We start from the raw sequence: 25,613 nt of genomic DNA on the forward strand, positions 1-25,613 counted from the left end.
CCCCACCTGGGGGGGGGCCCCGTTTGGGGGCCGGTCGGGGCCCCATAGCGGGACCAGCCTCCTGTTCGGCGGCCGGAAAGGGTCAGCCGCGGCGGCGGAAGGTCACCGGCTCCTCGACGTACGGCACCCACGCGGCACGCTCGTCCGGGGCGATGCGGCGCGGCTTCCCGGTCGCGGCGTCGACCACCACGATCGTCGTGACGGCCTTGACGTACGGCCGCCCGCCCGAGGCCGCGCCGAAGCGCGGGAACCCACCCGGGACGCCGTCGTGCACCTCGTAGCAGACCTCGAGGCTCGCCCCGCCGATCGTGCCGATCCACATCTCGACACGGACGGGCGTGCGCGTGAACGCGAGGGGCTGGAGGTACTCGATCTGCTGACCGGCGATCAGGGTGTGCGACGTTGCGTGCGGGCCGGTGTCGAGGATCGCCGTCGGCCACTCCTCGCCCAGCGCCGCGTCGTCATGCCGCCAGAACGCGGTGATACGCGCGTCCTCCAGCAGCCGGAGCATCGCGACGTTGTTGACGTGCTGGTAGGCGTCGAGGTCGGACCAGCGCAGAGGGACGGGCACGTGCAGACGAGTCATCCCGGCATCGTCGCACGGCGTCAGCGCAACCGGCCGCCGGCGGGGACATCTGCCCGGAGGGGGCCTCAGGACGCGGCGATCGACGCCGCCGTACGGCAGTCCGCGAGCGCGGCGAGCTCGTTGCCGACGGGCAGCCGCACCAGCCGGTCGCCCACGCGGGCGACGGCGTCGCGCAAGGCCTTGCGCACCCGCGCCGCCCGACGCCGGGCACCCCAGGCCGCGATCCCGCGGCTCACGAGGGCGAGCAGCAGCCCGCCCAGCAGCCCGCCGAGCGCGAGCAGCGTGGGCCACGGCACCTCGAGGACACCCCCGCCGGACGCGGTGAGGTCGACCGTGAGCACCGGAAGGATCAACGACGGCAGCCGGAAGTACTCCACCGCGGCCGCGGCCGCGAGCCACAGCAGGCCCGCGACGGCGACCACGAGCAGCAACCACTGCACCGCACCGGCCACGGCCCACCAGCGCGGGCGGCGTGCCGCCTCCAGGCGCGTGCCGACCACGGCCTGGTCGAGCTCGCCGGGCAGCCGGTCGATCGGCTCCTGGCCGCGCTCGCGGACGGCGAGCGCCCACGCGTCGGGCAGCTGGTCGGTGACCGAGTCGACGTACCGGCGCACGGCGGTGGCGGCCGCGGCGCGGACGGCCGGCCGGGCGGTGGGCAGCGAGCTGCGGATCAGCTCAGGACGGTCCTCGGCCGGGCCGTGCCCACCGCCCCCGGCCGTCACGACAGTGCCACCCGTGCCACCAGGGCCACCAGGGCCACCAGGGCCACCGCGGCGCAGGCCCAGACGACGCAGCGGGTCGCGTCGCAGGTGCGACACCCAGCGCGTAGGGGGCCAGCCCGTGGCCAAATGCGCGTCGCGGCGGTGCGTCGCGGCCACGGCGTCGACGACGGTCGGCACTCCCGCGGCGTCCTCCAGCGCGTCCACGAGATCCGTCGCCGCCCTCCCGGAAGCCGTGACGCGCGCCCCCGGCCCGCACGCCGCCTCGATGCGCTGCGCCACGGCGCGCAGGTCGGCGGTCAGCCGCGCGGTCGCCGCCTCGCGCCGCGCCGCGGCCTCGGCGAGCAGACCCTTGAGCTGGTCCACCCCCTGGCCGGTGCGTGCCGACAGCGCGAGCACCCGGGCGCCGTCGAGCCCGTCGGCGACGACGAGACGCCGCAGGTCGGCGAGCAGCGCGTCGACCTCGTCCGCCGCGAGGCGGTCCACCTGGTTGAGCACGACGACGACCACCTCCGCGCGACCCGCCAGCGGGCGCAGGTAGCGCTCGTGCAGGGCTGCGTCGGCGTACTTCTGCGGGTCGACGACCCACACCAGCAGGTCCGCCCGCTCGACGAGCCGCTCGGCGCGCACCCGGTGCTCGGTGACGACGGAGTCGTGGTCGGGCAGGTCGAGCAGCACGAGGCCCGTGGTGATGCCCGCGGGCGGCGACGTGCGCCTGAGCCGGGCAAGTCCCGTGCGCAGAGGGGTCGGCCGAGGTGGCGGGGCGGGATCGCTCGCCCCGGCGCCGTCGTCCAGCTCCGGCGCCTGCACCTCGTGCCGTCGCCGCACCTCGAGCCAGTCGAGCAGGGGGCCCGCCCCGTCCCCCCACACGGCCGCCACGGCGTGCGCCGTCGTCGGACGCCGCACGCCGACGGTCGCGACCGCGGACCCGGCGACGGCGTTCAGCACGCTCGACTTGCCGGACCCGGTCGCTCCCGCGAGCGCCACCACCGTGTGGTCGGCCGAGAGCCCGCCGCGCTCGCGGGCACGCTGGGCGACGGCGCGGGCGTCGTCGAGCAGCGGCACGTCCAGCCGGCCCTCGGCGGCACCGACGGCGGTCTCGAGCGCGGACGTCCGGTCGGCAAGGTCGATGTGCGCTCCGGTGCGGCTCACGACGCCCCGTCCTTGCGCCGCAGGACGCGGCGCCAGAAGCCTCGCCCGTGCGACGTCGTGTCCGCCGCGTCGTCGGCCGTGGTCACCGGCACGCCGTCGATCGTCGGCGGCGCCACCGTGCCCGCCCCGCGCAGCAGGCCACCGCTCCACGGACGGGTCGTGCCCTCGGGGTCGGGGCGCCCGGCCCGCTCGGCGCGCGCGGCCGCTGCGACGGCGCGGGCGGCCTCGCGCAGCCCGTCGCCGCCCGCGTCGGCGGTCCCGAGGGCGTCGAGCTGGGCCGTGTACCGCGCCGACTGACCCCGGAGCACCGCGTCCATGCGCCCGGACAGCCGCTCCTTGGCCTGGGCCGCGAGCCGGCGCACCGCCTCGTCGCCGAAGACCGCCTCCAGCACCTTCTGCGCGACGATCGCCGTCCCGCCGGCGATGCCGATCTCCGCGCCCGTGAGACCCGCGGTCGACGCGAAGACGAGCACCATGAGGCTCACCCCCAAGGCGTTGACCCCGAACGACACCGCGCGCGCCGTGCCCCGGCGCGAGGCCCCCTGTTCCCGCACGAGCGCCAGCACGTCGTCCTGCCAGCCGCGGATCTGGGCGGCCACCTCCTCGCGCAGCGTGGCCGGCGCGCGCGACAGGTCGAGCCCGCTCACGAGCGCGGCACCCGCGGCGTCCCCGCGCCACGCGGCGTGCGTCCGCTCGGCCGCCTGCTCTGCCGCATCGAGCACCACGGACTCGAGCCCGTGCGCGATGGCCTGCTCGACCTGCGGCCCCTGCTGGGGACGGGCCCGGAAGAAGCCCGCGACGGCGTCGCGCACGCGCCCTACGCCGGCCTCGAACGACCGGAAGAACTCCCCCGTACCGACGAAGTCCTGCCAGCGCGCGAGGACCTCGCCGCGCAGCAGAGCGCCGTCCGACGTCGCGGCCTCCACCTGGGCGAGGGCGTCGGCGTGGTGGCGGCGCACGACGTCGCGCAGCCGGGCGTCCGCCGCCTGCTGGGCGTCGGCCGCGTCGGCGAGGTCGACGGCGCGGCGCACGAGGTCGTCGACCACGCCGTCCCGGGTCGCCGCCACGACCCGGGTTCGAGCGTCCGGGTCGCCGCCCAGCCCCGAGAGCCAGGTCGCCACCTCGGCGACGGCGTGCTCGGGCAGGAGGCCGTCGACCAGCGCCCCCGAGCCCGCCTCGGTCGCCTCGGCGAGGACGAACAGCTCCGCGTCGCGCAGACCGCGCTCGCTCATCATCCGGCGCAGGTCCTCCGCCACCACCTCGGATCCCGGGTCGACCCGGTCCAGGACGATCGCGACCTGCGCCCGCCGCCGTGCCCCGGCCGCCAGCAGGTCCCACGGCACGGCGTCGGCGTACCGCGCGGCCGTGGTGACGAACAGCCACAGGTCCGCCGCGGCGAGGAGCTGCGCGGCCAGGTCGCGGTTGGCCACCTCCACCGAGTCGACGTCGGGCGCGTCGACCAGCGCCAGACCCTGGGGCAGGGCGTCGCTCGCCACCAGCCGCAGCGCGGCTGCGGCGGCGTGCTCCGGCGGAACGCCCGGGGCTCCGCCCGAGCCCGAGATGCGGGCCAACCCGGGCAGCACGCGGTCGGTGCTGAACCAGCGCGCGTCGAGGGGATGGTGCACGAGCACCGGAGCACGCGTCGTCGGGCGGAGCACGCCCGGCGCCGAGACCGGCTCGCCCAGCAACGAGTTCACCAGGGTGGACTTGCCCGCCCCCGTGGAGCCACCCACCACGACGAGCAGCGGGGCGCTCTCCGCCCGCAGCCGGGGCAGGAGGTAGTCGTCGAGCTGGTCCAGCGCCCGCTGCCGGTCCGTGCGGTCCGGGCCTGACCCCGGCGTCTCGAGCGGCAGCCGCAGCGCGGCGAGACGAGCGCGCAGGGACTCCAGCGCGGCCGCCAGCGGCGCGGTCCCGGACGGACCCTCGGGACCGTGCCCGGCGTCGTCCCTGTCCTGCGGGGCGGGCACGGGGTCCGGGTCGGTCATAGGCCCAGTGTGCCCATCAGGGACGATCCGTGCAGACCGGCCCGCCGGGCCGGGCGCCGTCGCGGGCGGGAGATCAGGCGAGCCGGCGCCGCAGCCACGCCACACACACCTCGCCCTGCGCACGCTGGAAGGCGCGCACGTGCGGGATGCCCGGGGGCGGCGGCTGGAGCGACGCGTGCACGAAGTACCCCGCGAGGGCCACCAGGTACGCCGTCACCGCGTCCTCGTCCGTCCCCGTCGGCAGAGGACGGCGCCGCAGCGCCTCCTCGGGCGGCGGCCCACCCTCCACCTGGACGGCGGGCAGCATGCCGACGAGGTCGCAGAAGCCTGCGCCCCGCCCCGGGTACGCCCAGTCGACGGCGACCGCACCGCCGCGCCCTGGCCCGCCGCAACCTGGCCCGTGGTCACCTGGCCCGTGGCCCCGCGCACGGCTCGGACCACCAGCGACGATCACCGCGTTGTCGCCGCGCAGGTCGCCGTGGACGAGCCTGTCGCCGGCCACCGCCGAAGCCGCGTCGCGCTCGATCGTCGAGAGCCGGTCCAGGTGCTCGGCCAGCCACGGGTCGAACGACGCGAGCCCCGCCGGCCGCTCGTCCGCGAGCCTCCCGGCACGGTCGACGGGCAGCTCGGAGGCGAAGTCGGGCAGCACCCCCACCTCGACCTCGTGCTCGCCTACCTCGACCGCGAGGTCGAGCACGGCACGCAGCTCGTCGTCCCGCCACGGCTGCGCCGGCACGCGGCCCTCGATCGCGTCGAAGGCCAGCACGACCCACTCCGGCCCCTGCGCGAGGCCGATCTCCGTCAGCCAGCGCAGGCGCGGGGCGGGCACGCCCTCGCCGAGCAGCGCCGACCGCTCCGCCTCCTGGCGGTACAGCCGTGCGGTGAGCTCGTGCTCCGTGGGAACCGCCTTGACGAAGACCGGGCCCCGGTCGGTACGCAGCGTGGACGCCAGCCCCTGGGAGTACCCGCCGTCATGGCTCGTCCAGCCGGTGACCGTCGCCCCGAGCCGCGCCTCGATCCCCGCGCGGACGCCGGCGGGCAGATCGGGCCAGGTGGGGCGGTCGCGGGTGGTCGTCGCGGTCATGGCCGAAGTATCCCGGGACCAGGCGGCCTCCCCCAGCCTTTTCCTGTCGGGGCGCCTGTCCGACGGCCGAGTCCGACCCCCGGCACGACCACCGGCACGACCACCGCAGCACGACGCCCCCGGCACCGTGAAGGTGCCCGGGGGCGTCGGGAGCAGGCTCGTCGCGGTCAGTCGCGCGTGAGCTTGCGGTACGTCACGCGGTGCGGGCGGGCGGCGTCGGCGCCGAGGCGCTCCACCTTGTTCTCCTCGTAGGAGGCGAAGTTGCCCTCGAACCAGTACCAGTTGGCCGGGTCCTCCTCGGTGCCCTCGTAGGCGAGGATGTGCGTCGCCACGCGGTCGAGGAACCACCGGTCGTGGGAGACCACGACGGCGCAGCCCGGGAACTCGAGCAGCGCGTTCTCGAGCGAACCGAGGGTCTCGACGTCGAGGTCGTTGGTGGGCTCGTCGAGCAGCAGCAGGTTGCCGCCCTGCTTGAGCGTCAGCGCCAGGTTCAGGCGGTTGCGCTCGCCACCGGACAGCACGCCCGCGGGCTTCTGCTGGTCCGGGCCCTTGAAGCCGAACGACGCGACGTAGGCGCGCGAGGGGATCTCGACGTTGCCGACCTTGATGAAGTCGAGCCCGTCGGAGACGACCTCCCACAGGGTCTTCTTCGGGTCGATACCGCCGCGCGACTGGTCGACGTAGGAGATCTTCACCGTGTCGCCGACCTTGAGCTCGCCGCCGTCGAGCGGCTCCAGGCCCACGATCGTCTTGAACAGGGTCGTCTTGCCGACGCCGTTCGGGCCGATGACGCCCACGATGCCGTTCTTGGGCAGCGTGAAGCTGAGGCCGTCGATGAGCTGGCGGCCGTCGAAGCCCTTCTGCAGGTTCTTCGCCTCGAGGACCACGTTGCCCAGGCGCGGGCCCGCGGGGATCTGGATCTCCTCGAAGTCGAGCTTCCTGGTGCGCTCCGCCTCGGCAGCCATCTCCTCGTAGCGGGCCAGTCGGGCCTTCGACTTGGTCTGGCGGCCCTTCGCGTTCGAGCGGACCCAGTCCAGCTCCTCCTTGAGGCGGCGGGCGAGCTTGGCGTCCTTCTTGCCCTGGACCTTGAGGCGCTCACCCTTCTTCTCCAGGTACGTGGAGTAGTTGCCCTCGTAGGGGTACAGGCGGCCGCGGTCGACCTCGCAGATCCACTCCGCGACGTGGTCGAGGAAGTACCGGTCGTGGGTGACGGCCAGGACGGCGCCCGGATAGGTGGCCAGGTGCTGCTCGAGCCACAGCACCGACTCGGCGTCCAGGTGGTTGGTGGGCTCGTCGAGCAGCAGCAGGTCGGGCTTCTCCAGCAGCAGCTTGCACAGCGCGACGCGGCGGCGCTCACCACCGGAGAGGACGCTCACGTCGGCGTCCGGCGGCGGGCAGCGCAGCGCGTCCATCGCCTGCTCGAGCTGGGAGTCGAGGTCCCAGGCGTCGGCGGCGTCGATCTCCTCCTGCAGCGTGCCCATCTCGGCGAGCAGCGTGTCGAAGTCCGCGTCCGGCTCGGCCATGAGGGCGGAGATCTCGTTGAAGCGGTCGATCTTCGCCTTGATGGGGCCGACGGCCTCCTCGACGTTCCCGAGGACCGTCTTCTCCTCGTTCAGCGGCGGCTCCTGCAGCAGGATGCCCACGGTGTAGCCCGGCGACAGCCGCGCCTCACCGTTGGACGGCTGCTCGAGGCCAGCCATGATCTTGAGGATGGTCGACTTGCCGGCACCGTTGGGGCCGACGACGCCGATCTTGGCGCCGGGCAGGAAGTTCAGCGACACGTCGTCGAGGATGACCTTGTCGCCGTGCGCCTTGCGCGCCTTGTACATGGAGTAGATGAACTCAGCCACTGGCTCTGCTTCCACCGTTCGATCGCACGGAGTTGTCTGCGGGGCCGGCGCGTCGTGCGCGCCGGGTCACCCGGGCTCCAGCGGGCGCGCTGGAGGACCGGCTACGCGGCCGGTCCCCCAGCCTACGCGACCCGACGCGGGGCTGCGCCGGGTCCGTCACGCGCGCGCCGGCTCCTGCTCCTCGGCGTCCACCCCGTCGGTGGTGCCTGCCGTGCCGGGGCCGGCGGGACTCGCGGAGGCGTCGGGGCCGGCCGTGGCCCACGGGTCCGGCGGCACGAGCGACGACGCGTCGTCGGGCACGGCGACACCGCGCTCGAGGCCTCCGGGCTCGTGGTCGCCCCGCTCCTGGTCGCCTCGGTCGGGACCGGCGTGCTTCTCGACCCTGGCAAAGCGCACCATGCCGCGGGTCGCGTCGACGCCGACCTGCTGGGCGTCGACGACCAGCCGGGACCGCCGCTCGGTGATCGTCGTGGTGCCGCCGCCCGGGAGCTCGTGCACGCGCTCCGTCTCCCACTCCTCGAGGCCGAGGCGCCCGACGACGACGACCGGGTCGCCCTTGCGCAGCGACAGGCTCACGTGCCGGGCCCGGTCACGGAACAGCTTGACCGTGAACCAGAGCGTGTCGCCGTCCTTCCACTCGCCGGTCCGGGGGTCCCGAACCCGCCGGGTGCTCGCGAGGCGGAAGGTGGTCCACTCCGTACCGTTCGCCGAGGTGGCCAGGGCAGGCTCCGTGCCCGCGTGGCCGACGACCGTGACGTTGACGTCGCTCATGCGTCCTCCTGTGCTCGGGGCCGGCGAGGTGCCGGCCGACCGGCCCAGGATCAGCCGCGCGAGCCCGCGGGCGCCGCCCCCGCCGTCCCCTCGGTGGACGACGTGCCGAGCGCGTCGGCTGTGGGCAGCCTCAGGGCCCCGGTGAGCGGTGCTGCGGCAGGAAGCTCCGTGGCCGCCTGCGCGAGCTCGCGCACCCTGCGGTGCTCCACCAGGAGCTTCTGCGTCGGCTCCCCCAGACCCTCGGTGAGCACCCGCTCGAGCGCGGCACGGCCCGCCGACGCGACGGCCTGCTCGCGCCGGCTCGCCAGCTTCCGGCGGGTGCCCACCCCGACGAGCGCCGCCACCGCGGCGCCCGCGGCCAGCAGACCGGCGAGGCAGAGGATCACCACGGGCCACGGGTCGGCGAGGTCGAGCACTCCGGTCATCGCCAGCACGCCGGCCACGGCGACGAGCACCGCGAGACCCGCCAGCGCCCAGGCCGTGCGGCGCAGCAGGCGCGCCCGCGCCGGCCCACGCACGTCGAGCGAGACCCCGCGCAGGGCGCCCGCCACCGCCGTCCGGAGCTGGTCGGCCCCTGCGACGGACTCCGCGAGCGATCGCTGCCAGCCCGGCCGCAACGAGGCACCGGCGCGCGTCAGCCAGCGCGCCCGCGACAGCGCCACGGCGTCACGGTCCGGCGGGGGCACCTCCGGGTGCCCGTAGCCGTTGCGCACCGCGTTGCCGACCTGGCTCGCCACCGAGCGGAGGCCGGTCGCCGCCACCAGCGCGTCCAGCTCGCGCTCGACGGCCGGCCCCATCTGCCACGGCACCTCGGCGGGCGTCTGCGCCAACAGGACCCGCGCCGCCGAGTCCAGCTCCGCGGCAGCACGCCCCGCGGCGACGGACCGGCGCGAGCAGGCCTCCTCCAGCAGCGACCGGAACTGCTCCACGCCCTCGCCGCTGCGCGCGGACACCTCCTGCACGACGACCCCGGTGAGGCCGTCGTCGGCCAGCAGCCTGCGCAGGTCGCCGACGAGGTTGACGCGCTGCGCCTCGGGGACCGTGTCGACCTGGTTGAGGAGGACGACCATCGACGCCTCCGACCCGACGGCGGACCGCAGGTAGCCGGAGTGCAGGGCGTCGTCGGCGTACTTCTGCGGGTCCACCACCCACACCAGCAGGTCGACCAGCGGCAGCACCCGGTCCACCACCTCGCGGTGGGCGGGCTCGACCGAGTCGTGGTCGGGCAGGTCGAGCAGCACCAGGCCGGCGAGCAGGCGCTCGTCGCCACCGTCGAGCTCCCCGCTCTGGACGATCCGTCGCTCGCGGTCGACGCCCACCCAGTCGAGCAGCGCCTCGGCGTCGTCGGACCAGGAGCACGCGGTGACCCGGGCCGTCGTGGGCCGCTTGACCCCGACGTCCGCGAAGCTCAGCCGGGACACCTTGTTGAACAGGCTCGACTTGCCCGACCCGGTGCCGCCCGCGAACGCGACGACCGTGTGGTCCACGCCGAGCGCGAGGCGCTCGCGCACCCCGGAGACCGCGGTCGACACCCGTCGGGACGTCTCGTCGTCGAGACGCGGCCCGGCGATGCTCAGGGCCTCGGCCAGGTCCTCGGTCCTGGCACGGAGCGTGGCGTCGTCGGATCGATGCCCGGTGGCGCTCATGTCAGTCTCCTCAGCTCGGCCAGCCGCACCCGGAGCCCGGCAGCGGCATCGTCCACGAGGTCCGTCGACCCCAGCTCGTCGAGCACCGCCTGCACCTCGGCGTCCACGACGCCGGCGGCGCGGTCGGCCAGGTCCTCGCGCAGGGTGGCGACGGGCCCGTCGGCCAGCGTGCCGAGCACGCGGGTCAGCACCCTGGCGGCGTCGTCGCTGCCCGCGGCCGCGGCGAGCAGGAGCGTCGCGAGCCCGTGCTGCCCGTACGCCTTCACCGCCGCCGCGAGCCGCGCCGCGTCCTGGGGCGGGGCGTCGCCGTCCTTCGCGGCCGCCGTCGCGACGAGGGCGTCGGCGCCGTCCGCCCACTCCTCGACGACGGGTGGCACCGACTCCTCGCGGGCGGCCGACCGTGCGGTCCCGTCGGGGGCCACCGACTCGCCGCCCTCCGGTGCCCCGGGGCCGGCGAGCACGCCCCGCAGACGTTCCTCCACCCGTGCCCCGGAGGCGACCAGGGTGCGGGCGGCGGCCGCGACGACGTCCCCGCGCAGGCCGTCGAGCGCCTCGGAACGTGCCCGCCCGGCACGGCGCGTGCTGCGCGCCCGGTCGCCACGGACCTTGACCCGGTCCACGCCGACCGCGCCCGACAGCTCGCGCCAGCGCGCCTCCACCGACGCGCCCGCCACGACACCTGCCCCCACGGCGTCCCGCGCGAGCCGCCGCGCGGCGGGGATCTCCCCCTCCACGGTGCGGCGCAGGGTGTCCGCGGCGTCGCGCTGCCGGTCGACGGCGTCCGCGAGCGACGTGACCCAGCCCGGCAGCGCGCCGAGCGCTCCCTTGAGGGTGCGCACGATGACCGCGCGGGAGCGGTCGGGGCCCGCGAGCAGCGAGAGCCAGCGCCGCACCGGTGCCACGACGGCGGGCTCGAGCATGCCCTCGTGCGGGCCCACGTCGGGGACGACGAACAGCGGGACGTCGGTCATGCCGTGCTCCCGCAGCCGCTGCAGCAGGTCCCCGCGGACGGTCGTCAGCGTCTCCTTCGGCACCCGGTTGAGCACCATCGCCACCGAGGCGCCGCGCTCGGTGGCCCGGGCCAGGGCCTGCCACGGCAGCGCGTCGCCGTAGCGGGCCGCGGTGGTCACGAAGAGCCACAGGTCAGCGCCCTCGAGGAGCTGCTGCGCAGTGGACCGGTTCTCCTGCACGAACGAGTCCAGGTCCGGGGCGTCCAGCAGCGCCGTGCCGCGCGGGACGGCCTCGTGCTGCACCACCCGGGACAGCTCCACGAGCGGGCCGGCGCTGAGCAGGTCCGCGTCCAGGGGGTGCACCGACAGGACCGGCTCGCGCGTCGTGGGTCGCAGCACGCCTGCCTGGGACACCTCCTCGCCGAGCAGCGAGTTGTACAGCGTCGACTTGCCCGCGCCGGTGGAGCCCGCCACGACGACCACCGCAGGCGAGGAGAGCTCCGCCATGCGCGGCAGCAGGTGCTCGTCGAGCTGGGCCAGGAGCCGGTCGCGCGAGGCCTCGGCGTCGGCCGCGCCCGCGACGGGGAGCGGGAGTCTCACCGCCGCGACGTCGCGGCGCAGGTCGCTGGCGACGTCGTGCACCGTGAGACCGATCTCCTCCGCGACGGCGGCGTCGGCTTGGCGTGCGGCACGTCGCGACGCACGCGTTCCCAGAGAAGGTGTCACGGGCACATCCTTGCCGGTGTCACGTGACCTGCCAAACGCGCGCGCCGCACGGGGGTGCGATCGCTCGCACAGCCCGCCGCCGAGCCGCCACCGAGGTGCCGCCGTCGTCGACGGCGGCCGCCTCCAGGACGCGCTCGTGGCCTGCCGTGGCCACTGCCCGCTGGGCTAAACTCTGCTCGCTTGCCTCCGTAGCTCAGTTGGATAGAGCGGGTCACTTCTAATGACCGGGTCGCGGGTTCGAATCCTGCCGGGGGCACCCATCTGTCGCAGCGGCGGAGCGACGACGCTCCACCTCGGATAAAGCCGTGCGCGCGGTGCACGGACCTCGGCATGATCTGTCCTGCACCGCGGTGACGCGCGACCGGCCCCATGCCGGTCGCACGGGTGGTCCCTGGCCCGGACCGACCAGCCCACGTCACGAAGGAAACCCGCTCACCATGAGTACCCCCGAGAACCTGCTTCTTGCGCAGGTCATCATGCGCGAACGCCACGACGAGGCGGAGCGCGAACGCACGTACCGACGACTGCGGGAGCAGCAGAAGCTGCGCCGCACGCCGCACGCCCGCCGGCGCCGCACCGGGATCGCCCGGTGGCTGCCCGGCAGGACCACCGCATGACCGTCCCCGCCGCACCGTCCGTCAGTCCGGGCGACGGCGGCCACGACCACAGGGCCCCGGTGCCCGGACCGCCTCCGCACGGAGCGCTCCGGAGCACCGGGGCCCTCGTCGTGCGCTGGCCTGTCGGCGGCGCGGCGCGAGGCGGGTGGACCGTAGGCTGGGGCCCGTGAGCGCGAACCCCAACGAACGCATCGTCTGGATCGACTGCGAGATGACCGGGCTGGACACGCGCGCGGACGCGCTCGTGGAGGTCGCCGCCGTCGTGACCGACTCCGAGCTGCGCGTGCTGGGCGACGGCGTCGACGTCGTCATCAGCCCGCCCGCACCGGCGCTGGAGCAGATGAACGACTTCGTGCGTGACATGCACACGACGTCGGGACTCATCACCGAGCTGGCCGGCGGCGTCACGCTCGCCCAGGCGGAGCAGACCGTCCTCGACTACGTCCGCGAGTGGGTGCCCGAGCCGGGCAAGGCGCCCCTGGCCGGCAACTCCGTGGGCACGGACAAGATGTTCCTCGACCGGGACATGCCCGAGCTCGTCGGCCACCTGCACTACCGCATCGTCGACGTCTCCTCCATCAAGGAGCTCGCCCGCCGCTGGTACCCGCGCGTGTACTTCGCCTCCCCGAAGAAGGACGGCGGGCACCGCGCCCTGGCCGACATCCTCGAGAGCATCGACGAGCTGCGGTACTACCGCGAGGCCCTGTTCGTGCCGCAGCCCGGCCCCGACACGAAGACGGCACGCGCCGTCGCGGGGCGCATCCACGAGACGTCCGTCACGCGCAGGCCCGAGGCGTCCTGACCGCCTCGCGGACCATGTACACTTTTCGACGGCCCGGTACTTCGGCATCTGCCCGAGTCACAGGGTCGTGGTGGCTATAGCTCAGTCGGTAGAGCGCCTGGTTGTGGTCCAGGAGGTCGCCGGTTCAAGCCCGGTTAGCCACCCCACCACGCACGAGGCCCGACCCCCCGGGGGGTCGGGCCTCGTCGCGTCTGCGGACCCTGCCGGATCGCCTGATCTGCGACAGGACCGGGAAAGTCGCTCGCGCGCGGCGCCCGGATGTGGTCGGCTAGGGCGGCGCCGGGAACGTCGACACCCCGGGTCTGGAGGCCGCGCCCATGATCGAGTTCCGCTCGGTGACCAAGACGTACCCCGACGGCACCGTCGCCGTCGCGGACTTCGACCTGGTGGTGCCACCGCACCGCACCACCGTCCTCGTCGGCTCCTCCGGCAGCGGCAAGACGACGCTGCTGCGCATGATCAACCGGATGGTCGAGCCGACGTCGGGCAGCATCGAGATCGACGGGACGCCGGTGGGCGAACGCGACCCCGTCAAGCTCCGCCGCAGCATCGGCTACGTGCTGCAGAACGGTGGCCTGCTCCCCCACCAGAAGGTGATCGACAACGTCACCACGGTGCTGCGGCTCGAGGGCACGCCCAAGACACGGGCCCGCGACCGCGCCCACGAGGTGCTCGACGTCGTCGGCCTCGACCGGGCGCTCGCGGAGCGGTACCCGAGCCAGCTCTCCGGCGGGCAGCAGCAGCGCGTCGGGGTGGCACGGGCGCTCGCCGCCGACCCGAACATCCTGCTCATGGACGAGCCCTTCGGAGCGGTGGACCCGATCGTGCGCGCGGAGCTGCAGACGGAGACGATCCGGTTGCAGCAGGAGCTCAACAAGACGGTCGTGTTCGTCACCCACGACATCGACGAGGCGTTCCTCCTCGGCGACCAGGTGGTCATCCTCTCCGCCGGCGCCCAGGTGGCCCAGGTCGGTTCCCCGAGCGAGATCGTCGAGAACCCGGCCAGCGACTTCGTGGCGAGCTTCATCGGGGTCGAGCGCGGCAGGCGGGCGCTGCGGCCGAAGTCCACCGCGCGCGGCACCGTCCTGGTCGACTCCGCGGGACGCACCCAGGGCGTGCTCGTCGAGGGCAGCCAGTGACCTGGGTCGCCGACAACCTCGACCTCGTCGGGCGGCTCACGGTCGAACACCTGCGCCAGAGCGCGGTGCCGATCCTGCTCGGCTTCGTGCTCGCGATCCCCGCCGGCTGGCTCGCGTTCCGGTTCCGGCTCACCCGCGGCCTGGTGCTCACCCTCGTCGGGCTGCTGTACACCATCCCGTCGCTGGCCCTGTTCGCCCTGCTGCCGCCGCTGCTGGGCATCAGCTTCCTGTCCGAGGTCAACCTCGTCGTCGCGCTGACGATCTACGCCGTCGCGATCATGACCCGGTTCGTGGCCGACGCCCTCGCCTCCGTCGAGCCCGCGGTGCGCCAGGCGGCGGTCGCCGTCGGGTACGGGCCGTGGCAGCAGTTCTGGCGGGTCGACCTGCCCCTGGCCGGGCCCGTCGTCCTCGCGGGGCTGCGCGTCACCGCGGTCTCCACCATCTCGCTGGCCACCGTCGGCATCCTCATCGGCATCGACAACCTGGGCTACCTGTTCACCAACGGGTACCAGCGCCAGATCGTCGCCGAGATCGGGGCCGGTGTCGTCGCCGTCGTGGTGGTCGCGCTGGTCGTGGACGGGCTGCTCGTGCTGCTCGGCCGGGCGGTCCTGCCCTGGACCCGGCGGGGGGTCGCCGCGTGAACCTCTTCGCCGACGCCATCGCCTGGATCTTCTCCCCCGACCGTGCCGCCGGCTCGCTCCCCCTGTCCCAGGCGGTCTGGACGCACCTGGCGTTCACCGCCGTGGCAGTCCTCGTCGCAGCCCTGGTCGCCGTCCCGGCCGGCTGGGTCATCGGCCACACAGGGCGTGGGCGCGAGATCGCCGTCGCCCTGTCCGGCGCCGCGCGGGCCGTGCCCTCGTTCGGGCTGGTGCTGCTGCTCGTGCTGGTCCTCGGCGTCACGCACAAGGTGGGGGCCGCCACGACGGCGTTCGTGCTCCTGGCGATCCCGCCGATCCTCGCGGGCGCGTACGCCGGGGTCGAGGCGGTGGACCGGCGGGTCGTCGACGGCGCCCGGGCGGTCGGCATGACGCCCGGCCAGGTGCTGGGCAGGGTCGAGGTGCCGTTGGGCCTGCCCCTGCTCATCGGCGGGCTACGCTCCGCGACGCTCCAGGTGGTCGCCACGGTGACGCTCGCCGGGTATGTGGGCAGCTGGGGCCTCGGGTTCTACATCGTGCAGGGCATCCAGCTGCGCGACTTCTCCCAGATCCTGGGGGCCGCACTCGTGATCGTCGTCCTCGCCGTCGTGCTGGACCTGGCGTTCGCGCTCCTGGAGCGCGCCGTGGTCCCCCGCGGTGTCGCCGCGGTCCGCCGCACCTGACCCGCTCCCCTCTCACCCGCTCCTCCTCCATCACCGGCGATCCCCGACCGGGGACGCCCCGCAGAAAGGCAGACACATGAGCACCACACGACGCTCCCTCGGCCTCGTCGCGGCGACCGCTGCCGCCGCCCTCGCCCTGGCCGCCTGCGGCGGCGGCTCCGACCCGCTGGAGCAGGACGACGGCGACAGCCCGGCCGCGTCCGGCACCATCGTGGTGGGCTCGCAGGCCTACTACTCCAACGAGATCATCGCCGAGATCTACGCCCAGGCCCTCGAGGCGGAGGGGCTCACCGTCGAACGGAACTTCAGCATCGGCCAGCGCGACGCCTACATGCCGGCGCTGGAGAGCGGTGAGGTCCAGCTCTTCCCCGAGTACACCGGGAACCTGCTGCAGTTCTTCGACCCGGAGACCACCGCGACGTCGCCCGACGACGTGTACGCGGCGCTGACCGACGCCCTGCCGGAGGGCCTGGCGGTGCTCGACCAGTCGCCCGCGAGCGACCAGGACTCCTACACGGTGACGGAGCAGTTCGCGACGGACCACGGGCTGACGAGCATCGCGGACCTCGCAGGCGTCGACGAGGAGCTCGTCCTCGGCGGCCCGGCGGAGCTCGAGCAGCGTCCCTACGGCCCGCAGGGGCTCAAGGAGGTCTACGGCGTGGACGTGGCGTTCGAGGCCACGGGTGACACGACGGTGCAGGACCTGGTCGCGGGCACGGTGAACGTGGCCAACGTGTTCACCGCCGACCCGCGCATCCAGACGGAGTCCCTGGTGACCCTCGAGGACCCCGAGGGACTCTTCCTCGCTTCGAACGTGGTGCCGCTCGTGGCCGACTCCGTCGCCGACCAGGTCGCGGACATCATCAACCCGGTCAGCGCGGCCCTCACGCCCGAGGGCCTCGTCGCCCTCAACGTGGAGTCGACCGTCGACCAGCGCTCCACCGAGGACATCGCGGCGGACTGGATCGCCGAGAACCTCGGCTGAGGCTCGTGGCGCGGCGGGTCAGCCCAGCCGCGCCACGATGGCGTCGGTGAACGCCTCGAGCGTGCCGGCGCCGCCGTCGTGCGTCATCCACAGCGACGGCTCGGTGAGCTCAAGCTCGATGACCAGCGGGGTGCCGTCGTCGCGGGTGACCAGGTCGACCCGGGCGTACAGGAGAGGTGCGGTGAGCCCGAGCGCCTCGGCAGCGACCTCGAGCGCCCGGGTCGCGACCTCGACCTGCTCCTGGGTCGCCTGCGCGGGCCCCATCTGCTCGCGCAGGTACGGCTGGTCGTTCCGCTGGCTGGGGCCGGTGAGCAGCGCCTCCTTGCGCACCGCGTGACGCAGCGTGCCGTCGACGAACACCAGGCCCGTCTCCCCGGCCGTGTCGACCGACATCACGTACGGCTGGATCATCACCGCGCGACCCGTGTCCAGGAGCTCGACCGCGTGCTTGATCGCCAGCGCCCGCGACTGCGCGCTCACGGGCTGGTAGCGGCCCGCGTCCTTCGCGCCGGCGCTGACCACCGGCTTGACGACGAAGTCGCCGAAGGCGGGCATGCGGGTGTGCACGGCCCGCTTGGACAGGTGCCGCTCCGGGTCCAGCCAGATGGTCGGGATGACGGGGACGCCGGCGTCCTCGAGGACGCGCAGGTAGCCCTTGTCCGTGTTCCAGGCGATGACGTCGGCCGGGTTCGCCAGGCGCGGCACGCGCTGCGTCCACGCGAGGAACTCGTCGCGGCGAGGCGAGTAGTCCCAGGTGGAGCGCACGACGACGAGGTCGAACGCCGCCCAGTCGATGTCCGGGTCGTCCCACACCACGGGCTCGGCACGCACGCCGCGCTCCGCGAGCGCGTCGAGCAGCAGGCGGTCGTCGTCGTCGAGATCGGGCAGTGCGGAGCAGGTCGCGAGTCCGACTCGCGCGTTGGTCGTGGTCACCCGCCGAGCCTAACGTCCGCCCTCGGCGCGGCGATCCGCGTCAGAGACGCACGAACTCCAGGTCCGTCGCCGAGCGGCCCGCTGCCGTCCCCTTCGTCTCGAAGCTCGTGAGCACGCGACCCTCGAAGCGCGGCGCCGCCGCACGCGGACCGTGCACGTTGCGGAAGTCGTCGCTCGCCTCGAGCACGTCGAGCATCTTGCCGGCGTACTCGGCCCAGTCCGTGGCGAGGCGCCACGTGCCACCGGGGCGCAGCACCCGGGCCGCGAGCGCCGCGAAGGCGGGCGTGACGAGCCGGCGCTTGTGGTGGCGGGACTTGTGCCAGGGGTCAGGGAAGAACACCCACAGCTCGTCCACGCTGGCCGGCGGCAGCGACGTCGCGAGCAGCTCCGCGGCGTTGGCCTCGACCAGGCGCAGGTTGCCGAGCTCGGCGGGCTCCCCCGCCTGCCGCGTCGCCGCGTGCCCGGCCCGCACGATCGTCTGCGCCAGCCCGGGCAGGTACACCTCCACCGCGAGGTGGTCACGCTCGGGGTGCAGGGTCGCGGCGTGCACCACCGCGTCGCCCTGCCCGGAGCCGATCTCCACGACGAGCGGCGCCGTCCGGCCGAACTCCGCGGCCGCGTCGAACTGCCACGCGGGGTCCACGGACGTCACCGCGACGTCCCGCGGGACGTCGACGACGTAGAGCTGCCGCCGGGTGTCCCAGGCCCGCTGCTGCCCCACCGTGAGGCGGGCGCTGCGGCGCACGAAGCTCAGGGGGACGCGGCGGTAGCGCGGCCCGTCCGGAGGGACGACGGCGTCCGAGGGGTCGAGGGCCGGGTCCGGGGAGCGGCCGGCGGCGGGTGAGGGGGTCGCGGGTTCGGGCACCTGTCAAGGGTAGAAGACGCCGGGGACGACGAAGCCCCGCCCGGCATGGCCGGACGGGGCGTGCGCGGTGCGCCATCAGGGACTCGAACCCCGAACCCGCTGATTAAGAGTCAGCTGCTCTGCCTATTGAGCTAATGGCGCGTGGTGCCAGACAGCGCCCGAGGCGACCCGGGCGGCGCTCGCATCACGAGACCCTCGCTGGGCGAGGGCCTCGTGGTGGTGCGCCATCAGGGACTCGAACCCCGAACCCGCTGATTAAGAGTCAGCTGCTCTGCCTATTGAGCTAATGGCGCTGGCGGGGTGAAACATTACCAGCAGCACGGCGTGCTCCGGTAACCGATGGCCGCCGGTGCCCCTGTGACCTGCGCGACAAGCGGCGGCGGCTCCCCGCGCCGCTACAGGTAGAGGCCCGTCGCGCCCGCGTCCTGGGCGGTCTGCGCCACGCCGTGCACGTCCCGTTCGCGCAGCAGGACGTAGTCGGTGCCGCCGAGGTCGACCTCGGCGCGCTCCTCCGGGTCGTACAGGACGCGGTCCCCCACGGCCACCTGGCGCACGTGCTCGCCCTTCGCCACGACCGCGGCCCATGCGAGCCGCTTGGGGCCGGCGGCGGTCGCCGGGATCACGAGCCCCGCCGTGGACTGACGCTCGGCCGAGTCCACCTCGGGCTCCACGAGGAGCCGGTCGTGCAGCATGCGGATCGGCAGCGGCGCGGTGCGCGCGGGAGCGGAGGACGGCGCTTCGGGAGTCACGGCTCCACGCTAGACGACGCGGCGCACTAGGCTCGACGGCGGCGGCGCGCCCGGCCGCGCCACGCCTCTGCCGCCCGATCTCCGACCGTCATCCCAGGAGCACCCCGTGACCCGTCTCGCCGTCGGCGACACCGCGCCCGACCTCACCCTGCCCGCCGTGCTGCCTGACGTGCTGCCTGACGTGCTGCCTGACGCGCTGCCTGGCGCGCCGACCGACCCCGCCGGTACGGGCACCACGACCGGGACCTTCTCGCTGGCCGCCGCACTGGCGGAGCCCGGCCGGCAGGGCGTCGTCGTGTACTTCTACCCGGCGGCGATGACGCCCGGCTGCACCACCGAGGCCTGCGACTTCCGCGACTCGCTGGCGGCGCTCCAGGGCGCGGGCTACGCCGTCGTCGGCGTCTCCCCCGACGGCGTGGACAAGCTCGCGACGTTCGCCGAGCGCGACGCGCTGACCTTCCCGCTCGCCGGGGACACGGAGCACAGCACGCTCGAGGCATGGGGCGCGTGGGGCGAGAAGAAGAACTACGGCAAGACGTACGTGGGAGTCATCCGCTCCACGGTCGTGGTCGCGCCGGACGGGACCGTCGCGCTCGCGCAGTACAACGTCAAGGCCACCGGCCACGTGGCGCGCCTGCGCAAGGCGCTCGGGCTGGACTGAGCACCGCGGGCTCCGGCGCGCCCGTAGAATGCCGGGGCGCGCGAGTGGTGGAATCGGTAGACACGCGGCACTTAGGCTGCCGTGCCCCTGGGCGTGCGGGTTCGAGTCCCGCCTCGCGCACCGCTGATCTGCACGGACCGCTTGCCACCGGTGCACGCCTGCGGCAGGGTGGGGTCCACTTGGGAGCGTTCCCACCCGCCGGCAGCGTCGCCGCCGCGGGCAGAGCGCGGACGACGAGGTGCCGCGCGCGAACTCCAGAGGTGTTTCGACGATGGCCACACACGGTCCCGAAGTGACACGTGTCATCACCCGCTCGACCACCGAGGGACCACCTCGGCCGCACCGACGACGACGGCGGATCACCGCCTCCACCGCCGCGCTCGCCCTCGCCGCCGCGGGCCTCACCGCGGTGCTCGCGCCGTCGGCGGCCGCCGACACGGTCCCCGTCGGGTCGGGCAGCTACACCACCGACACCGTCGGCGCGACGCCGCGGGGCTGCGACGCCGTCACCGCCGACCCCCGGGCCTTCGTCACCGACGACGCGCCCAGCACCCCGCTGCCCACCAACGACTGGTGGTCGTCGCTGGCGTTCAAGGTCTTCGACTGCGCGTTCAGCGGCCCGCTGCACGCGCACCCGGCCTCGTACCAGCCGTCGGCCGGCGGCCTCGGCATCTCCTACACCACCACGCCCTCCGTCACCGGGACGGGCGTCGGCATCTCCGAGTACCACTATCCCTACGCGCAGGACCTGCAGGCCGGCGTGACCGGACTGGCCGCCCCGGACGTCAAGGTGGACGACTGGACGGACTGGACCGTCTCGCCGAAGTGGGACGACGGCGCCCGCACCCTGCGGGCCACGATCGGACACGGCCTGCCGTTCGCCTGGTTCGAGGCGACCGGCGGGGACGCCCGGCTGACTGCCTCCGGGCAGGCCACGGTCTGGCTGGACGACGGCGCCCGGCTCGGGCTCACCGTCAACGGGCACGACTACCTGGCGTTCGCCCCTCCGGGCGCCCGCTGGACCGCCTCCGGCAGCACGTACACCGCGGCCCTGGGCGGCGACGGCTTCTTCTCCGTCGCCGTCCTGCCCGACGTCGACGACGCCGGGCGCGACTCCCTGGTGCCCGCCTACACGGCCGCCGCCTACTCCCCCGTGACCGGGACGCGCGCCGACTACGACTACGACGAGGCCGCGGGCGAGGTCGTCACGACCTACGGGTTCACCACGAGCCCGTGGCCCGGCACCTCCGGCGGCGACGGGACCGTGGCGGCGCTCTACCCCCACCAGGGGGCCCACCTGCGCGGGGCGAGCCCGGCCGGGCCCACCTACACGTCACCGCGCGGCGACATGCCCGTGCTCACCGGCGTCGAGCAGTTCACGACGGTGACGCCGTTCGGCCCGGTCCTGCCGGAGGTGCCGGCGGTCGCGACGTCCGACGGCGCCGACCGCGCGACGCTGGAGGCCTACCTCGACCAGGTGGCGGACGACCCGCTCGACCGCCGCGGCCCCGACACGTACTGGACCGGCAAGGCGCTCGGCCGGGCGACCCGCATCGTGGAGATCGCGGACCAGCTCGGTCGCACCGCCCAGCGCGACGCCGCCCTCGACGCCGTCCGCGGCGTCCTCGACGACTGGCTCACCGCCGAGTCCGGGGAGACCGAGGGCGTCTTCGCCTACGACGACGACTGGGGCACGCTCATCGGCTACCCCGCGTCGTACGGCTCGGACACCGAGCTCAACGACCACCACTTCCACTACGGCTACTACATCGCGGCGGCCGCCACGCTCGCGCGGTTCGACCCGCAGTGGGCCGCGGACTACGGCGGCATGGTGGACCTGCTGATCCGCGACGCCAACGGTTACGACCGGGACGAGACGCGCTTCCCGTACCTGCGCGACTTCGACATCTACGCCGGGCACGACTGGGCGTCCGGCCACGGCGCCTTCGCCGCCGGCAACAACCAGGAGTCGAGCTCGGAGGGCATGAACTTCGCCGGCGCCCTCGTCCAGTGGGGCGAGGCGACGGGGAACACCGAGGTCCGCGACGCGGGGGCGTACATCTACGCGACCCAGTCCGCCGCCATCCAGCGCTACTGGTTCGACACCGACGGCACCACCTACCCCGAGGGGTTCCACAACCCCGTGGTGGGCATGGTCTGGGGCGACGGCGGCTCCTACTCCACCTGGTTCAGCGGTGAGGCGGAGATGATCCAGGGCATCAACATGCTGCCGATCACGGGCTCCCACCTCTACCTGGGGTCCGACCCGGCCGCCGTCCGCGAGGCGTACGCCCACCTGGAGTCGGTCAACGGCGGCCCGCCCACCGTGTGGCAGGACATCCTGTGGAGCCAGCTCGCGCTCGGCGACGGCGACGGCGCCCTGAGCCGGCTCACCGGCTCGTCGTACACGCCCGAGGAGGGCGAGACGCGCGCCCACACGTTCCACTGGGTGCACAACGTCGCCGCGCTCGGCACGGTGAACACGTCGGTGCGGGCGGACCACCCCCTCGCCGCCACGTTCGACGGCGACGGCGGGCGCACCCACGTCGCGGCGAACGTCACGTCCCAGGACGTCACCGTGACGTTCTCCGACGGCGCCGTCGTCGAGGTACCGGCCGGGCAGACCGTGGCCACGGGGGCGCACAGCTGGAGCGGCGGCAGCGCCGCCGGCGGCCCCACCGACCCGACGGACCCCACCGACCCGACGGACCCCACCGACCCGACCGACCCGACGTGCCAGGGCGAGCCGGCGCCGTCCGTGCTGCACCCCGCCGCCGGCGGCGTGCTCGCCGCACAGGCGCCCGCCACAGGCACGCTCACCGTCGCCCCGGCCGGCGGCGCCACCCACGACGGGACGCCGCACGACCCCCTCGTCCTGGAGGCGAACGGCCTCACGGGCGCCTACGACGGCGGGGACACCGGGTTCTCGCTGCCGGTGGACGCCGGCACCGCCGTCGCGCACGCCGTCCAGGCGCGCGTGTCCTACGACCTCACGGGCGACGGGAGCGTGGACCGCACCGAGACGTACCGGTACTTCGCGACCGACCCCGTGGGAGGGACGGAGACGTACACCACCGCGGCGGGGCTGCACTCGCAGTCCGGAGCGCTCGGCGACCTGTGCGGCGGCACGGTGCGCCTCGAGCTGTGGAGCGCACTGGGAACCCGGCCGCTGGAGGTGACCACGGGCGGGTCGTCGACCCTGACGATCCCGTTCGGCTGAGCACCGGACCGCACGACGCCGCCGCCCCGGGAGACCATGCTGGTTCCCCGGGGCGGCGGCGTGCGCAGCGGCCGTCAGGCCTGCGGCCGTCAGGCCTGCGGAGCGCCGTCGTTCGCGGCGGCCATCTGCGCGCGGACCTCGTCCATGTCCAGGCCCTTCACGGCCTCGACGACCTGCTTGAGCGCGGGGCCCGGCAGCGCGCCGGCCTGGTTGAACACGAGCACGCCCTCGCGGAACGCCATGAGCGTCGGGATCGCGGTCACGCCCGCGGCACCGGCGATGCGCTGGTGCGCCTCGGTGTCGATCTTGGCGTGCACGATGTCGGCGTTCTCCTGCGAGGACTTCTCGAACACGGGCCCGAACTGCTTGCACGGCCCGCACCACTCAGCCCAGAAGTCGACGAGGACGATGTCGTTGTCGGTGATGGTCTTCTCGAACGTGTCGTCGGTCAGCTCGACGGTAGCCATACGGTGTCCTTTCGTGGGGAGTCTCCTTGCGACAGCGTCGCGTCCGGCCGAGGTATTCCCGTTCTCGTCGAGCGCACCCAGGCAGGGCTGGTAGAAACGACGGTGTGACTTTCGCCGCCGAGTACCCCGAGGACGACGAGTACTTCCACCAGCCCGAGCAGCAGTCGGGCTGGCTCACGCCGGAGGACCTCGCCGTCGTGCGCGCCCAGCTCCCGATGGTCTACGTCGACGCCGTCCCCGTCCGCGTGGACGACTCGGGCGACGTCGTGGCCGTCGGCCTGCTGCTGCGGGTCACACCGCTCGGCACGATGACCCGGGCGCTCGTCTCCGGCCGCGTGCTGTTCCACGAACGGGTCCGCGACGCGCTGCTGCGCCACATCGAGAAGGACCTCGGGCCGGTGGCGCTGCCGCAGGTGCCGGCGTCGCCGCAGCCGTTCACCGTGGCGGAGTACTTCCCGACCCCCGGCATCACGCCGTACCACGACCCCCGGCAGCACGCGGTCTCGCTCGCCTACGTGGTGCCCGTCACCGGGGACTGCCGGCCGCAGCAGGACGCCCTCGACCTGGCGTGGCTCACTCCCGAGGAGGCGTGCAGCGACACGGTGCAGGCCGAGATGATCCACGGCCAGGGCACGCTCGTGAAGCAGGCGATGGCCTGGGCGGGCCGGCTCAGCTGAGGTCGAGCACGGGCCAGTCCGCCAGGTCCGCGCGCATGCGGCGGTCGTGCGTCGCCACGACGACGGCCGCGGGCGTCACGACGAGCGCCCGCGTGAGGGCGTCGACGAGGTCGACGGACAGGTGGTTCGTCGGCTCGTCGAGGACGAGCAGGTGGGGGGCGTGCAGCAGCGCCCGGGCGAGCTCGAACCGCCGGCGCTGACCTGCCGAGAGCTCCGCCAGGGGTCGCTCCAGGTCCCCCTCGCTCAGCAGCCCGAGGGCGGCGACGGGCACCACGTGGTCCGGGTCGAGCTCGCCGCGGTCCAGCAGGGCGAGCGCCTCGGCCGCGTAGGCGTCGAACGCCGACGGCGGACCCTCCTCGCCCTCCTCGCCGTCCCCCACGACCGCGGGCTCCGGACGCCGGTACTCCTGCGCGACGACGCCGAGGCGCGCTCCGGCGACCACGCTCCGGACACCGCGGTCCAGACGCACCCGGCCCGCGAGCGCCGCGAGGAAGGTGGACTTGCCCGCCCCGTTCGGCCCGACGACGAGCAGGCGGCCGGAGGGCGGCACCGCGACGCGGGTCCCCGGCAGGTCGAGCCGGGTGCCGCCGTCGTCGGCGAGCACGCGCGGGGAGCGCACCTCGACCAGCGGGTGTGCGGGGTTCCAGCCGGGCGACATCGCGGGCAGGTCGGGGAACGCCAGCTCCAGCGGCGGGACGGGCACCTCGACCGCCTCGGCCTCCAGCTTCTGCACGAGCCGGTCCGCGGCCTTGACATGGATGCGCGCGCGGGTGGCGCGACGATGCTTCTGCGAACCCTTGGGCGGGCGCCACTCGTCCGACAGCCCCTCGTAGGAGGCGTCGAGCCGCTCGGCGAGGACCCGGGCCCGCTGCTGCTCCGCGCGGTACCGCTGCCGCCAGCGGTGCAGCGCCTGGTTCTTGGCGAACCGGTACGCGAGGTAGCCGGGCTGGCCGTACAGCACCGGGCGGCCGTCCATGGAGGGGTCCAGGTCGAGGATCGCGGTGGCGACGTCGTCGAGCAGCTCGCGGTCGTGGGTGACGATGACGACGCCGCCGTGCCAGGCGACCAGCTCGCCGGTGAGGAACTCGATCGCGGCGTCGTCGAGATGGTTGGTGGGCTCGTCGAGCAGCAGCAGGTCCGCGCGCTCGGCGAGGCGGCACGCGAGCCGCACCCGGTAGCGCTGCCCCACGGACAGGGTGTCGAGCCGCCGCGCGGGGTCCCGCACGGCCCCGAGCCGTGTCAGGGCGACGTCGACGCGCCGGTCGGCGTCCCACACCGCCAGGTGCTCGGCCCGCGCCAGGATGCCGGACAGCTCGGCGAGGTCGCCCGAGTCGTGGTCGAAGCGCGCCGCGGCCCGTTCCAGCTCGGCCGCCAGGGCGCGCAGCCCCGCGAGGGTGGCGCGCACCAGGTCGCCCACCGTCGCCTCTTCGGCGGCGTCCAGCTCCTGCTCGACGAGGGCCACGCCGCCCGAGCGGCGCACCTCGCCCGCCGCGGGGGCGAGCCGGCCGGCGAGCAGGTGCAGCAGCGTCGTCTTGCCGGAGCCGTTCTCCCCCACCACGCCCAGCCGGACGCCGTCGGAGACCCGCAGGTCCAGCCCGCCCAGCACGGGGCGGCCGGGATAGGCGAAGGCGAGGTCGGTGGCGACGAGTTGCACCTGGCAACCCTATCGACGTCCCGACCTCGCCCTCGTCCCGCCCGCCGCGCTACCCCG

22 protein-coding genes and 5 tRNA genes are annotated in these 25,613 nt (G+C 74.4%); 12 read left to right on the forward strand and 15 right to left on the reverse strand.

Annotated elements, in window-relative coordinates; genetic code table 11:
• Positions 1 to 82 precede the first annotated feature (82 nt).
• The 8 genes from LEP48_RS08260 to LEP48_RS08295 all read right to left on the reverse strand — a co-directional run bounded on the left by LEP48_RS08260 (position 83) and on the right by LEP48_RS08295 (position 11,469).
• Entirely contained in the window at positions 83 to 586 is a 504-nt protein-coding gene (locus LEP48_RS08260) for an acyl-CoA thioesterase (protein ID WP_225565102.1), read from the reverse strand.
• A 65-nt stretch (positions 587 to 651) separates the two neighbouring features.
• Complete coding sequence (locus LEP48_RS08265) at positions 652 to 2,457, reverse strand: dynamin family protein (RefSeq protein ID WP_225565103.1); 1,806 nt, start codon at positions 2,455 to 2,457, stop codon at positions 652 to 654.
• Positions 2,454 to 4,442: a dynamin family protein gene (locus LEP48_RS08270; protein ID WP_225565104.1), complete on the reverse strand. Its 1,989-nt coding sequence runs from the start codon at positions 4,440 to 4,442 to the stop codon at positions 2,454 to 2,456. Before LEP48_RS08270 ends, LEP48_RS08265 begins: the two co-directional genes overlap by 4 nt.
• 73 nt (positions 4,443 to 4,515) lie before the next feature.
• Positions 4,516 to 5,526: a phosphotransferase gene (locus LEP48_RS08275; protein WP_225565105.1), complete on the reverse strand. Its 1,011-nt coding sequence runs from the start codon at positions 5,524 to 5,526 to the stop codon at positions 4,516 to 4,518.
• A gap of 167 nt (positions 5,527 to 5,693) precedes the next feature.
• Positions 5,694 to 7,376, reverse strand: coding sequence for an energy-dependent translational throttle protein EttA (ettA, locus tag LEP48_RS08280; protein WP_225565106.1), 1,683 nt, complete (start codon positions 7,374 to 7,376; stop codon positions 5,694 to 5,696).
• Between the two features lie 156 nt (positions 7,377 to 7,532).
• The gene (locus tag LEP48_RS08285) at positions 7,533 to 8,147 is read right to left on the reverse strand and encodes a single-stranded DNA-binding protein (protein ID WP_225565107.1); all 615 of its coding nucleotides are present in this window, start codon (positions 8,145 to 8,147) and stop codon (positions 7,533 to 7,535) included.
• A gap of 50 nt (positions 8,148 to 8,197) precedes the next feature.
• A complete protein-coding gene (locus LEP48_RS08290) occupies positions 8,198 to 9,793 on the reverse strand; it encodes a GTPase (protein WP_225565108.1) in 1,596 nt (531 codons plus the stop codon).
• A complete protein-coding gene (locus LEP48_RS08295) occupies positions 9,790 to 11,469 on the reverse strand; it encodes a GTPase (protein WP_225565109.1) in 1,680 nt (559 codons plus the stop codon). The genes LEP48_RS08290 and LEP48_RS08295 overlap by 4 nt, the downstream gene beginning before the upstream one ends.
• Positions 11,470 to 11,651: 182 nt before the next feature.
• Here LEP48_RS08295 and LEP48_RS08300 point away from each other — a divergent pair.
• The 8 genes from LEP48_RS08300 to LEP48_RS08335 all read left to right on the forward strand — a co-directional run bounded on the left by LEP48_RS08300 (position 11,652) and on the right by LEP48_RS08335 (position 16,330).
• Positions 11,652 to 11,725 (forward strand) — tRNA-Arg (locus tag LEP48_RS08300).
• Positions 11,726 to 11,906: 181 nt separating this feature from the next.
• The gene (locus LEP48_RS08305; protein WP_225565110.1) at positions 11,907 to 12,086 is read left to right on the forward strand and encodes a hypothetical protein; all 180 of its coding nucleotides are present in this window, start codon (positions 11,907 to 11,909) and stop codon (positions 12,084 to 12,086) included.
• 166 nt (positions 12,087 to 12,252) lie between these two features.
• Positions 12,253 to 12,888, forward strand: coding sequence for an oligoribonuclease (orn, locus tag LEP48_RS08310; RefSeq protein ID WP_225565111.1), 636 nt, complete (start codon positions 12,253 to 12,255; stop codon positions 12,886 to 12,888).
• Positions 12,889 to 12,958: 70 nt separating this feature from the next.
• Positions 12,959 to 13,034, forward strand: a tRNA-His gene (locus tag LEP48_RS08315).
• A 171-nt stretch (positions 13,035 to 13,205) separates the two neighbouring features.
• Positions 13,206 to 14,027: an ABC transporter ATP-binding protein gene (locus LEP48_RS08320; RefSeq protein ID WP_225565112.1), complete on the forward strand. Its 822-nt coding sequence runs from the start codon at positions 13,206 to 13,208 to the stop codon at positions 14,025 to 14,027.
• Positions 14,024 to 14,668 (forward strand): ABC transporter permease, encoded by a 645-nt coding sequence (locus LEP48_RS08325; RefSeq protein ID WP_225565113.1) that lies wholly within the window; start codon positions 14,024 to 14,026, stop codon positions 14,666 to 14,668. Before LEP48_RS08320 ends, LEP48_RS08325 begins: the two co-directional genes overlap by 4 nt.
• Positions 14,665 to 15,345: an ABC transporter permease gene (locus LEP48_RS08330; RefSeq protein WP_225565114.1), complete on the forward strand. Its 681-nt coding sequence runs from the start codon at positions 14,665 to 14,667 to the stop codon at positions 15,343 to 15,345. The genes LEP48_RS08325 and LEP48_RS08330 overlap by 4 nt, the downstream gene beginning before the upstream one ends.
• Before the next feature lie 76 nt (positions 15,346 to 15,421).
• Entirely contained in the window at positions 15,422 to 16,330 is a 909-nt protein-coding gene (locus LEP48_RS08335; RefSeq protein WP_225565115.1) for an ABC transporter substrate-binding protein, read from the forward strand.
• A gap of 18 nt (positions 16,331 to 16,348) precedes the next feature.
• On the opposite strand, the gene LEP48_RS08340 is transcribed toward LEP48_RS08335, so the two are convergent.
• From LEP48_RS08340 to LEP48_RS08360, 5 genes are all read right to left on the reverse strand, one after another.
• Positions 16,349 to 17,263 carry an ATP-grasp domain-containing protein gene (locus LEP48_RS08340; RefSeq protein ID WP_225565116.1) on the reverse strand — a complete coding sequence of 305 codons (915 nt, stop codon included), beginning with the start codon at positions 17,261 to 17,263 and terminating at the stop codon, positions 16,349 to 16,351.
• A gap of 40 nt (positions 17,264 to 17,303) precedes the next feature.
• A complete protein-coding gene (gene trmB / locus LEP48_RS08345; protein WP_225565117.1) occupies positions 17,304 to 18,128 on the reverse strand; it encodes a tRNA (guanosine(46)-N7)-methyltransferase TrmB in 825 nt (274 codons plus the stop codon).
• Positions 18,129 to 18,196: 68 nt separating this feature from the next.
• Positions 18,197 to 18,269, reverse strand: a tRNA-Lys gene (locus LEP48_RS08350).
• A 76-nt stretch (positions 18,270 to 18,345) separates the two neighbouring features.
• Positions 18,346 to 18,421, reverse strand: a tRNA-Lys gene (locus LEP48_RS08355).
• A 102-nt stretch (positions 18,422 to 18,523) separates the two neighbouring features.
• Complete coding sequence (locus tag LEP48_RS08360) at positions 18,524 to 18,820, reverse strand: GroES family chaperonin (RefSeq protein ID WP_225565195.1); 297 nt, start codon at positions 18,818 to 18,820, stop codon at positions 18,524 to 18,526.
• Between the two features lie 163 nt (positions 18,821 to 18,983).
• Between LEP48_RS08360 and LEP48_RS08365 the strand changes: the two genes are divergently transcribed.
• The 3 genes from LEP48_RS08365 (at position 18,984) to LEP48_RS18775 (ending at position 22,758) form a co-directional block, all read left to right on the forward strand.
• Positions 18,984 to 19,538, forward strand: coding sequence for a peroxiredoxin (locus LEP48_RS08365; RefSeq protein ID WP_225565118.1), 555 nt, complete (start codon positions 18,984 to 18,986; stop codon positions 19,536 to 19,538).
• Between the two features lie 38 nt (positions 19,539 to 19,576).
• Positions 19,577 to 19,658 (forward strand) — tRNA-Leu (locus tag LEP48_RS08370).
• 172 nt (positions 19,659 to 19,830) lie between these two features.
• On the forward strand, positions 19,831 to 22,758 hold the full coding sequence (locus LEP48_RS18775) for a glycosyl hydrolase (protein ID WP_225565119.1): 2,928 nt from the start codon (positions 19,831 to 19,833) through the stop codon (positions 22,756 to 22,758).
• Between the two features lie 89 nt (positions 22,759 to 22,847).
• Here the strand turns inward: LEP48_RS18775 and trxA are convergent, their stop codons facing one another.
• Positions 22,848 to 23,225 carry a thioredoxin gene (gene trxA, locus LEP48_RS08380; protein ID WP_225565120.1) on the reverse strand — a complete coding sequence of 126 codons (378 nt, stop codon included), beginning with the start codon at positions 23,223 to 23,225 and terminating at the stop codon, positions 22,848 to 22,850.
• Between the two features lie 104 nt (positions 23,226 to 23,329).
• Here trxA and LEP48_RS08385 point away from each other — a divergent pair, with 104 nt between their 5' ends.
• A complete protein-coding gene (locus tag LEP48_RS08385; protein ID WP_225565121.1) occupies positions 23,330 to 23,902 on the forward strand; it encodes an NUDIX hydrolase family protein in 573 nt (190 codons plus the stop codon).
• On the opposite strand, the gene LEP48_RS08390 is transcribed toward LEP48_RS08385, so the two are convergent.
• The gene (locus LEP48_RS08390; protein WP_225565122.1) at positions 23,895 to 25,556 is read right to left on the reverse strand and encodes an ATP-binding cassette domain-containing protein; all 1,662 of its coding nucleotides are present in this window, start codon (positions 25,554 to 25,556) and stop codon (positions 23,895 to 23,897) included. The genes LEP48_RS08385 and LEP48_RS08390 overlap by 8 nt on opposite strands.
• Between the last annotated feature and the right edge of the window lie 57 nt (positions 25,557 to 25,613).

This window comes from Isoptericola luteus, from assembly GCF_020297055.1.
GTDB classification, from domain to species: domain Bacteria; phylum Actinomycetota; class Actinomycetes; order Actinomycetales; family Cellulomonadaceae; genus Isoptericola; species Isoptericola luteus.

Bases quoted from the DNA above. Each gene is read 5' to 3' on its own strand.
- LEP48_RS08285 (WP_225565107.1), bottom strand. From the start codon at position 8,147: ATGAGCGACGTCAACGTCACGGTCGTCGGCCACGCGGGCACGGAGCCT.
- LEP48_RS08305 (WP_225565110.1), top strand. From the start codon at position 11,907: ATGAGTACCCCCGAGAACCTGCTTCTTGCGCAGGTCATCATGCGCGAA.
- LEP48_RS08360 (WP_225565195.1), bottom strand. From the start codon at position 18,820: ATGCTGCACGACCGGCTCCTCGTGGAGCCCGAGGTGGACTCGGCCGAG.
- LEP48_RS08320 (WP_225565112.1), top strand. From the start codon at position 13,206: ATGATCGAGTTCCGCTCGGTGACCAAGACGTACCCCGACGGCACCGTC.
- LEP48_RS08270 (WP_225565104.1), bottom strand. From the start codon at position 4,442: ATGACCGACCCGGACCCCGTGCCCGCCCCGCAGGACAGGGACGACGCC.
- LEP48_RS08275 (WP_225565105.1), bottom strand. From the start codon at position 5,526: ATGACCGCGACGACCACCCGCGACCGCCCCACCTGGCCCGATCTGCCC.
- LEP48_RS08260 (WP_225565102.1), bottom strand. From the start codon at position 586: ATGACTCGTCTGCACGTGCCCGTCCCTCTGCGCTGGTCCGACCTCGAC.
- LEP48_RS08290 (WP_225565108.1), bottom strand. From the start codon at position 9,793: ATGAGCGCCACCGGGCATCGATCCGACGACGCCACGCTCCGTGCCAGG.
- LEP48_RS08335 (WP_225565115.1), top strand. From the start codon at position 15,422: ATGAGCACCACACGACGCTCCCTCGGCCTCGTCGCGGCGACCGCTGCC.
- trxA (WP_225565120.1), bottom strand. From the start codon at position 23,225: ATGGCTACCGTCGAGCTGACCGACGACACGTTCGAGAAGACCATCACC.